Here is a 10830-nt window from a genome sequence, read left to right as displayed (position 1 = left end):
CCGAAAGGGAAATACGGCTTCATAGATCAACTGAATAGAGCATTTGACTACGAATCAAAAGGTTTCTGGTTTGAATCCAGATGAGGTCACCAACTAAAGGACGAACGCGAGTTACATCGGTTTGTCCTTTTTTTATGCCCCTATGTTTCCCCGCTTCTATGGCTTTTTCAGCAGGGTGATTATTTTTCATGTATTAAAACTATAATATATATGGTGTGAGCGGATAAGATGATCCCAAATCAGAATGCGAATCTCCTGGCATGGAATAAAACAAAAAAACAATATGAAAACACTGTTGTGTCATTATCTTGTTGTGTGCGGTTTCCAAAAGCACTTTCGCGCAGTCAGTAAAAAAAAGATTCGGTTGTTGACCTGGGAGCTACCTTATTTTGAAAGAATTCCATTTGAGGATACGGTGGCCGCCTAAAAATGCGTTTATCAGGTATCACTTTCCGGGTCAGTAAAAAACATTATCTTCTACCAATTGTTAGTGGATTATCCCCGGAACAAAGTGTCCATACTCAGCCGGTGATCACTATTTTGCCCAATTGGAAACCAGGAATTATGATACGGATTAAAAAAGAAGGCGTGTTGTTAAAGCAAACAACGCAGGAATTTGAAAACGAAGGCGTGTTAAACCCAGCCACGATCAGGAATGGAGACGATGTGCTTTTCTATTATAGAGCGGTGCAACAGGGGAATCATTCCAGTATTGGTTTTTGTAAACTCAGCGGGCCGTTAACTGTGTCGGAGCGCATGACTACCCCTATTCTTTTTCCGGAACATGCCTATGAGGCCAAAGGGCTGGAAGACCCACGGGTGGTGAAAATAGACGGCCTGTATTACCTTACCTATACAGCCTTCGACGGGGCCAATGCATGCGGCGCGCTGGCCACTTCCACCGACGGCATTCATTTTAAAAAAGAAGGGCTGATAGTGGCGCAGATGGATTTCCCGGAGTTTAAAAAGCTGGCTTCCACGAATACCACACTGAGTGATAAATACACCGTATATAATGATTTCAATCCTAAGTTATGGGATAAGGATGTTGTTTTCTTCCCCAGAAGAATTAACGGCAAACTGCATTTCCTGCATCGGATCAAACCCGACGTACAACTGGTGGCGATCAATGACCTGTCGGAGCTGACGCCTGCTTTCTGGGAAGATTATTTTCTTCATTTCGCAGATCATGTGTTGCTTACTTCAAAGTATGCGCACGAAATAAGCTATGTAGGAGCGGGCTGTCCGCCAATAGAAACGGAGCATGGCTGGCTATTGATTTATCATGGGGTGCATGAAACAAAGCATGGTAACGTGTATGTAGGCTGTGCGGCGCTACTGGACCTCGATAATCCCATGAAAGAAATTGCGAGGTTACCGCATCCGATCCTGGTACCAGAGCGGGTATGGGAAATCAGGGGAGATGTAGATAATGTTTGTTTTCCTACCGGCACCGTACTATTTGACGATGCCTTGTATATTTATTATGGCGCCGGGGATGAGGTAATTGCCGCTGGTGTTGTTTCTTTAAAAGAATTACTGAACGAATTACTGGCTCATAAAACCGTATAACAAGCCACAATGGTTTCTATCACCCGCTTGGTTTCGTCGGGGTCACGTACCTTGATACAGTCCACTCCAGCCTCTTTGGCGGGATAGTCGTTGCCGCCGGGAAAAATAGCATCGCCGGCAAAAAGCATTTCTTCAATAGACACTAATAAAATGTCTCTCAACTTCCGGATGCCATAAGCCTTGTCTATGCCGGGTTTGGTAATATCTACAGAAGTGGTGCCGCCCAGGTTAATCGCAAACTCCGGAATGATGTGAACGAGTAAGGCTTTCATCTGTTGCCTTTTGGCAAAATCCGGATCCCATTTTTTCTTTTCCTCCAAAGGCGCTTCCTGTCCCAATGCAGAAAAAGTAATCTGGCTGCCACGGTCTTCTATCTGCGAACCCCAGGTCTGTGGGGGAGTGTAGCCAAGTTGAGCTACCACACTATTCAGCGCATCTGTAATTTTCTTTTTTTCTTCCGGGACAAAATTTTCTGCATACAACTGTTTCCACTCATGATCATATTCATAGAATTGTGTGCCACAGGCAGGCAAAATAGATAATCGCTGCAGGCGTTGATCTGCCGGCAGATGAGCCAATACCTGCTTCTCGAACTGTGGCCAGGCGCCGCCGGAAATAATGGCTACCCTGGCCACCAGCAACAGCGAATACAGCAGGGTACCCATTTCTTCATCTATAGCAGATTTACTTTCAGCCAGGGTACCATCGAGGTCAAAGACCACTATTTTTTTCATGGAGCATTATTATTTTTTCAGCAATGTCAGGGCATGCTCGCAGATGTTATCTGCCGTGAAACCAAATTCACGCAGCAACACCGGGCCAGGGGCTGATGCGCCGAAACGGTCTATCGCAATGTTAATGCCTTTGTCGCCGGTATAACGATGCCAGCCCTGCGAAATGCCTGCTTCCACGGATATCCTCGCGGTGACGGCAGGAGGCAATACCTGCTCGCGGTATTCCGGTGTTTGCGCTTCAAATAATTCCCAGCTAGGCATGGATACAACGCGAACGGCTATACGTGATTTTAATTTTTCCTGTGCAGCAATTGCCAGGTCGACTTCTGATCCGGTAGCGATGAGGATCAGCTCTGGTGCTGCATTGGGAGCATCTGACAGGATGTAACCTCCAAAACGTAATCCATCAGCTGCTGCATATTTTGTACGATCCAGTGTGGGCATGGCCTGCCGCGAAAGAATCAGTGCAACGGGTTTATCCGGTAACTGTATCGCCATTTGCCAGGCGGTAATGGTTTCATTCGCATCGCCCGGACGAATCACCACCAGCTCCGGAATGGCCCGCAATGCCGCCAGCAATTCCACGGGTTGGTGCGTAGGACCATCTTCTCCCATAGCAATGCTGTCGTGTGTAAACACATAAATTACTTTCAGTTCCGACAACGCCGCTAACCGTATGGAGGGACGCATGTAATCTGAAAAGGTCAGAAAGGTAGCACAGTAGGGAATGATGCCACCATGTGCAGCCATTCCGTTGGAGATTGCGCCCATGGCGTGTTCGCGGACCCCATATTGTATATTCCTGCCTTCGTAACTCCATACACCGCCAGCAGCGCCCTGTAAATCGCCGTCTTTCATCAGCGGACTTTCAAAATTGCCGGCATCTTTTAATTCTGTATTGGTAGAAGTATTGAGGTCGGCAGACCCGCCGATGAATCCCGGCAGGTGCTGGAAGAATGCCTGTATCACTTTGCCGGAAGCAGCCCGGGTCGCCAATCCTTTGGCATCAGCGGGAAACGGCTTGATATCCTTATCCCAATCCGCCGGCAACGTGTTATGTATTAATGACCGCAGCTCTTTTGCCAGGTCAGGATATTTTTGCGCATAGATGACCAGCTGCTCTTCCCATTTGGCTGCCTGCTGCTTACCAACGTCAACGGCTGCACGTAAATGCTCGCTCGCTTCAGCGGGTACCAGGAAGTCAGGCGTTAAGGGCCAGCCCAGTTTTTCTTTGGTCAGCTTTACATCTTCCGCACCCAGTGGTGATCCATGTGCCGAAGTACTATCCTGTTTAGGCGAGCCATAACCAATACGTGTGCGCACCAATATAATAGAAGGACGGTCCGTTACCTCCTGTGCGGCACGAATGGCCTGATCTATGGCTTCCAGGTCGTTGCCATCTGCTACCTTTTGCGTATGCCAGCCGTAAGACTGGAACCGCATGGCATGATCCTCTGTGAAGGTAACCGGAGTGGCAGAGGCCAGGGTAATGCGATTATCATCATATAAATAAATCAGTTTACCTAATCTCAGGTGTCCTGCCAGCGAGGCAGCTTCTGCAGCCACACCTTCCATCAGGTCACCGTCACTCACCAATGCATAGGTGTAATGGTCAATCACGGTATCGCCGGGACGGTTATATCGTGCCGCCAGATAAGCCTCCGCCATGGCTATTCCCACACCGTTGGCGAATCCCTGCCCCAACGGACCAGTGGTTACTTCTACGCCGGGCGCCACACCCCGTTCCGGATGCCCGGGCGTTTTACTGCCCCACTGACGAAACTGTTTGATCTCTTCCATGGATAAGTCATAGCCAGTCAGATGCAGCAAACTGTACAGCAATGCGGAGCCATGACCGGCAGACAATACAAACCGGTCCCGGTTAAACCAGTCAGGATCCGTAGGACTATGCCGCAGAAATCTTGTCCATAACACATAAGCCATCGCGGCAGCGCCCAATGGCAACCCCGGGTGACCACTATCGGCTTTCTGCACGGCATCTACAGAAAGAAAACGAATCGTATTGATACATAATTCATCCAATGCGGCAGGATTTGGAATGAGAGAGGTGTTGGTACTCATGGAGACTCCTTTTTAGGTGTGAAAAAGATCACACATAGGTCAACAAACATCATGCTCATAAGGTTGCCATAATATTTTTTAATTAGTCTACTGAAATTATAGACTTTTGGAAAAATATTGTATTATTGTATTCTGACGGCTTTCCGGGTCCACTTTAGGGGGCATTCATCCACCTGTTGAGAAACCCTGTATATCTTTCAAAATTTATTTACCATGGATACATCATTACACTTAATGAGGATATTTTGCTGCGTGGAATTTACTGCCGCACGATGTTAGGACACAACCAATAAATAATTAAAAAAAGGCCGGAACTGTTGGCGCAGTTCCGGCTGGTAATCAAGGCTGTTTGTAGACATTTTTCAGTGATCGTATTTACATACTATCACCGGCCTCATTTTTTCATACCAAAGTAAAGATAATGAAAATTGCTATTGCATGCAGCTGCGGGCTGCTGCTGGCGGCTAGCGCATGGTCGCAGGAGCGGGCTTCCCATAGTACCGACACGACAAAACCTTCGCACAAAGCCGTTGTTCAGAACAACATTTCTCTTTCCGGAAGAATTATTGATGCCAAATCGCAATTGCCCATAGGAGGGGCATTGATACACATTAAAGGCACCACGCATGAAGTGCAGAGCAGTGCTAACGGAGAATTCTCTTTTTTAACCGGGCAGAAGGTGCCGGTCATCTACCAGATCTCTTCCCTGGGCTATAAACTAAAGGAGTTTTATGCGGAAAAATCCAATGCCGGCAACATCACGCTGGAAGAACTCAGCACCCAACTGAATGACGTGGTGGTAGTAGGTTATGGTACCCAGAAAAGGAGGGACCTCACCAGCGCTATTTCCTCCGTAAAAGGCAGTGATGTGGTAACCGTGCCGGTGGCGAGTTTTGATGCACAACTGCAGGGCAGGGCATCAGGTGTACAAATCAATTCCAATACAGGCGTGCCCGGAGATGGGGTATTTATCCGGGTGCGTGGTACTACCTCCATCAACGCAGACAATAACCCGCTCTACATCATTGACGGTGTATTCATGAATAATTCCAGTTTGCAAACGGTGAATTCCGGTGGCCGCCTTTCTTCTCCGCTGGCAGATATCAATCCGGCGGATATTGAAAATATAGAAGTGTTGAAAGATGCCAGCGCTACGGCCATTTATGGCTCCAGGGGCGCCAACGGCGTGGTAATCGTGACTACCCGTCGTGGTAACTATAACAGCAAGGCAAAGGTAGTAGCAGACGTCTCTACCGGGGTGGCCTGGGCACCTAAACTATGGGATCTCACCACCGGCCCTCAACACGCCGAACTGGTGAATGAGTTCTACACAAATTCACTCGCAGACGCCACCGCCCTCAATGACCAGGCGGGTATCAAAAAATACAGCTATCTGCCCTTCCGCGCATTGACAGATAACCCTACGCAAACGCCCGCTCCTAGAGGCTTGCCGCAGGATCAGCAAACCTACGATCGGCTCGATGAAATTTTTCAGACAGCTCCGCTGCAGAATTATAACCTCTCGCTTTCCGGTGGCAACCGTGAAACCAAGTACTATTTCGGTGGCGGCTATACGAAACAGGAAGCGATCCTCAAACCCATTTCTTTTGAACGGGCCAGCTTTAAACTGAATATTGATCAGCATATTAACGATCATGTCACCATCGGGTCCAGCAACAGCTTCTCCCGTAGCTTCCGTAGCCAGGGCCGCGCGGGCGATGGCCCGCAGGGAGGATTGTTGCAGGCGGCATTACATACGCCTACCTATCTCCCGGAAACAAACCCCGACGGTACACCCGCCCGCTGGGCAGGCTTCGATAATGTACAGGTACTGATCAATAACTATGACGTACATACGACCAGTTTGCGTTACATCGGTAACCTGTATCTCGATGCTACCCTGGCGCCAGACCTGAAGTTCCACAGTAATTTCAGCATCGATTATAACAACTATAACGAATCTGAATACTGGAATAACCTCACGCAACTCGGCGCCAGTCCCACTAACGGCCTTGCTACTTCCGCCATCACGCAGAATACTTCCTGGATCAATGAGCAAACATTGTCCTGGCGCAAGCATGCCGGCGAAAAACATTTCTTTGGCGTACTGGTAGGAAACACGCTGCAAAGCAATACAGAAACCATGACCTCTGCTCAGGGTTCCGGCTTCCCCAACAATTCCTATAAATATATTTCTGCAGCTGCCACCCGCACAGCGGCGCAAACGTGGACCAGGAGCACGCTCACGTCTTTCTTTTCCAGAGTTGATTATAACTATGCCGGTAAGTATTATGTAGAAGCCAGCATCCGTGCAGATGGTTCTTCTAAATTCGGCGACAATTATAAATGGGGCTATTTCCCTTCTGTGAGCGCGTCCTGGCGATTGAAAGAAGAAAGTTTCCTCAAAACAGTGAATAGTATCAGCGACCTTAAACTCAGGGCCAGCTACGGTATCACGGGGAATCAATCCGGTATCAGCGACTTTGCCGCAAAAGGACTGTGGTCCGGTGGTGCGGGATATCCTGACAACAGCAGCGGTGATCAGCCGGGAACCGCGCCCTTACAACTGCCCAACCAGAATCTGCGCTGGGAAAAAACCAGTCAAACGAACGTAGGGATAGACCTGGGATTATTCAACGGCCGCATCAACCTCACCGCCGATGTGTATTCCAAATACACCAGCGATGTATTGCTGTTGCTGCCGTCACCGGGCGTAACAGGCTTCCCTTCTGTGTATAGCAATGCCGGTGAAATCAGTAACAAAGGCTACGAAATAGGATTGAATACTACCAACATTACTACGCGCTCTTTTACCTGGACCAGCAGTCTTAATATTGCCGGTAATACCAACCGCATTGAAAAGTTGCCAACGCCGGTGTACCAGTATAACCGCGACTGGATTATCATGAAAGAAGGATCGCCCATGTACTCTTTCTGGTTGTATAAACAGCTGGGCGTAGATCCGCAAAATGGTAACGTGATTTTCGAAGGGGCTAAAGATGGTAAACTGCCGGTATCTGCCCGTCAGGTAATGGGTAATGCTATGCCTAAATTTTACGGTGGATTCAGTAACACCTTTACCTATAAAGGCTTTGATCTGAGCATCCTGTTATCGTTTCAATATGGCAACGAGGTATACAACCTGAATCGCTTTTTCGGAGAGGGTGGAGGTACCCGAGATGCCAACCGCGTATTGTTTGCCGATCAGCTGAACCGCTGGCAAAAGCCGGGCGACAAAACAGATGTGCCCCGACTCACCGCTTACGGCCTGAACTACACAGTAGATCAGAACAGCCGCTTCCTGGAAGATGGTTCTTTTCTCCGTCTCAAATCACTCACATTTGGTTACACTATTCCTAAATCTGTCACCGAAAGATTACATATCCAACAACTGCGTGTATACTTCATCGGTAGTAACCTGTGGCTGCTCACCAAATATACCGGACTGGATCCGGAATCAAATGTAACGGGTATACAAACCGTACAGGGACTGGATCTTGGCACGCCACCGCAACCTCGTAGTGTGCAGCTTGGCTTAAACGTAACTCTTTAATTATTTCAATCATCCTTTATGAAAGCATATCGGAATTATATATCGATATTTTTTTTCTCGCTGGCAACGATGTCCTGCAAAAAGTTTCTGGACGTACAACCAAGAGATGCCGTGTCTGATGAACAGACAATCATCGATAAAACATCCGCCAATACTGCTTTGCGCGGGGTATACCGCAAACTGGGCGCCGATAATTATTACGGCGCGTTGTTCCAGACGTTTGGTTACCTGCCCGGTGATAATGTGCAGTGGACCGGTTCCCAGTCTGTTATTCAGCAGTTCATTACGCATAAAATATCGGCAGACAATGGCAACCTGCAAAGTGTATGGTCTGCTATTTATGCTACCATCAACGGTGCCAATAACGTCATTTCCAAAGTACCGGGTGTAGTAGATGCCACCTTCGCTGCGGCCGATAGAAACCAGGTGGTGGGTGAGGCATACTTCATCCGCGCATTGAATTATTTTGACCTGGTTCGTACCTGGGGAAATGTACAAATAACGTTAACGCCTACACTGGGCGCGGATGATAAAGCCGGTTTGAAGGCCAGCACGCCCGCACAGGTGTGGCAGCAGGTGTTGAGTGATCTCAATGCGGCAGATTCCCTGTTGCAGCCTCCGTCGGCCAGTGCGCAACCCAATCCGGTACGAGCCAACCGCGAAACCGTGTGGGCGCTGAAAGCGCGTTATTACCTGTACCAGTCTAACTGGGCCCAGGCGGAATTTTATGCTTCCAAAGTTATCAGCAACATTAAGAACTATGTGTTGCAGCGCCCTTACAGTGCCTTCTTTTCACCTGCCAGCGCTGTTGCTACGCGGGAGTCGGTGTTTGAATTGTCGTACAGCGCTACCTACCTGAGTGGTCACCGCGGCTACTGGCAGCCGCCTGCCAATGGAGGTACCCGGCAATGGGCGCCGGCAGATGCGCTAGTGACGCTATTGAACGATCCCGCTATTGGTGGCAACCGCAACACATTGATCGCAAAAACCTCCGCCGGATTATGGTACGGCAATCTGTACTACCGCAGCCCGGCCACTGATCCTGCCTATATTATCCGGATCGCAGAATTGCACCTGATCCGCGCAGAAGCGCTGGCACAACAGGATAAACTGCCACTGGCAAAAGCAGATCTGGACCTGATCCGCGACAGAGCAGGACTATTGTCATCAACCGTAACAGGCAAAGAAGACCTGCTGCTGGCCATTGAAAATGAAAGGAGAGTAGAGTTTGCACTCGAACCACATCGTTGGTTCGACCTGGTACGTACCGGTCGCGCTGCTGCGGTATTGAATATTACCAATACACAATTGTATCTCTTCCCGATACCTGCTAACGAAATCGCATTATCGAAAGGCAATCTGAAACAAAACGATGGTTACTGATCTTATCACCTTATAACAATCCACACATGAGTAATGTCACTATTGGCGAAACACCCGCCTGGAAAGACTACGAGAAGATTGGGTTCAGGATATTTTTTATCTACTTCCTGTTGCAGGCGTTGCCGCTCGACTGGAAATTTTATAGCTACCTTTTTTCTACCCGTCTTTTTCATCTTCATTATGAAGATATTTTTAACCTGGCCAATTATACCACCCGCTTTGGCGCGGGACCTGCCGGTTATAAAGACTGGACCATTTTACTGGCCATCGCTATTGTTGGCGCCGGCATCTGGACCTATGCTGATCGTCAACCTACCCGCGCATACGATGCTGCTTATTACTGGCTGAGGGTGATACTCCGCTACCGGCTGGCTTTGGCGGTGATTGCCTATGGCTTCCTGAAATTTTTCGCACTGCAGGCGCCGTATCCTTCTATCAGCAGTTTGAATACACCTTACGGAGATTTTACCCGCTGGAAATTATTTTCACTCAGTCTGGGCATTGTTCCTTCGTATGAATTATTTCTGGGGCTGGTAGAAATTATCATTGGGGCATTATTACTTTTCAGGAAGACAGCCTCCATTGGTGCTTTCATTTTCCTCATTTTCTGCGGCAATATTTTTGTTTCCAATCTGGCCTATGATGGCGGGGATCAGGTATATAGCGGGTTGCTCATCACCTATGCGCTGGCTATTTTGAGCTTCGATCTGCAGCGGATTATACGCCTGCTTATTTTGCAGCAACCTACAGCGGCTGCCACTTTTAAACCAGTGTTTGATGGGGCAAAACGATATGGACGATTAGTGTTGAAAACTGCCTTCCTGCTTTACTTTATCGTGATCTATGGCCTGAAAACCGGCGCCGGCGCCAAAAGTGATCCTTACCAATATCCCGGCAGCAAAGGGTTACCGGCTATCAGCGGCTTGTATAATGTAGCCACTTTTGTGCTGAATGGCGATACATTGGCTTACTCTTTAACGGATTCGCTGCGCTGGAATAATGTGGTATTTGAAAAATGGAATACCCTCAGTATCCGCTCCAACACCCCGGCACGAATAGATTCCAACAATCAGCACCTGGTATCGCGTGATAACGTGGAACGGCTGTACGAAATTGAAGGTAACAGCGGCCGGCATTATTACAGCTATAACGCAGACACGGTACAACAGTTACTCACGTTGCAAAACAGACATCCGGATCTGTCGGCGGAAACTTTATTGCTGCACTACAGTCGTCCGGATAAAGACCGTGTGATCCTCAGTGGGACTACTTATGGCAAGGATTCTATTTATGTGGTACTGGAAAAAGTGAAGAAGACTTACCTGCTCGAAGAAGCGGCGAAAGGAAGTGGAAGAAACAGAAAATTAAAACTTTAAATCAATTATCATGTCTCCTGTCACACAAACATTAGCAGATGAAACCGTGATCCGGGAAGGTAATTCCCAGGTGCCACCTGCTATTGACGCACCTTTAGCGCAACTCCCTGCCTGGAAAGAATATCAATTG

At 48.3% G+C, this 10830-nt stretch carries 6 protein-coding genes and 1 tRNA gene; 5 read left to right on the top strand and 2 right to left on the bottom strand.

From position 1 onward, the window contains the following. Positions 1-15: 15 nt before the first annotated feature. Both VIP81_RS23695 and VIP81_RS23690 read left to right on the top strand, forming a co-directional pair. A tRNA-Arg gene (locus VIP81_RS23695) sits at positions 16-92 on the top strand. Between the two features lie 472 nt (positions 93-564). Continuing rightward, entirely contained in the window at positions 565-1572 is a 1008-nt protein-coding gene (locus VIP81_RS23690) for a hypothetical protein (RefSeq protein WP_331967202.1), read from the top strand. Here VIP81_RS23690 and VIP81_RS23685 read toward each other — a convergent pair. Both VIP81_RS23685 and tkt read right to left on the bottom strand, forming a co-directional pair. Continuing rightward, on the bottom strand, positions 1557-2306 hold the full coding sequence (locus tag VIP81_RS23685; RefSeq protein WP_331967200.1) for an HAD-IIB family hydrolase: 750 nt from the start codon (positions 2304-2306) through the stop codon (positions 1557-1559). The genes VIP81_RS23690 and VIP81_RS23685 overlap by 16 nt on opposite strands. Before the next feature lie 9 nt (positions 2307-2315). Beyond that, complete coding sequence (tkt, locus tag VIP81_RS23680) at positions 2316-4388, bottom strand: transketolase (RefSeq protein WP_331967198.1); 2073 nt, start codon at positions 4386-4388, stop codon at positions 2316-2318. A 421-nt stretch (positions 4389-4809) separates the two neighbouring features. On the opposite strand from tkt, the gene VIP81_RS23675 reads away from it, so the two are divergent. Genes VIP81_RS23675 through VIP81_RS23665 form a run of 3 tightly spaced genes read left to right on the top strand, consistent with a single transcriptional unit; the run spans position 4810 to position 10700 of the window. Continuing rightward, positions 4810-7941 (top strand): TonB-dependent receptor, encoded by a 3132-nt coding sequence (locus VIP81_RS23675; protein ID WP_331967196.1) that lies wholly within the window; start codon positions 4810-4812, stop codon positions 7939-7941. An 18-nt stretch (positions 7942-7959) separates the two neighbouring features. Then, complete coding sequence (locus tag VIP81_RS23670) at positions 7960-9324, top strand: RagB/SusD family nutrient uptake outer membrane protein (protein WP_331967194.1); 1365 nt, start codon at positions 7960-7962, stop codon at positions 9322-9324. 26 nt (positions 9325-9350) lie between these two features. Next, on the top strand, positions 9351-10700 hold the full coding sequence (locus tag VIP81_RS23665; protein WP_331967192.1) for a DoxX family protein: 1350 nt from the start codon (positions 9351-9353) through the stop codon (positions 10698-10700). Positions 10701-10830: the final 130 nt, after the last annotated feature.

Source organism: Chitinophaga sp. (genome assembly GCF_036566945.1).
Taxonomy (GTDB): domain Bacteria; phylum Bacteroidota; class Bacteroidia; order Chitinophagales; family Chitinophagaceae; genus Chitinophaga.
The sequence above is the reverse complement of the archived record's forward strand: the minus strand, read 5'-3'. Positions and strand labels throughout refer to the sequence as shown.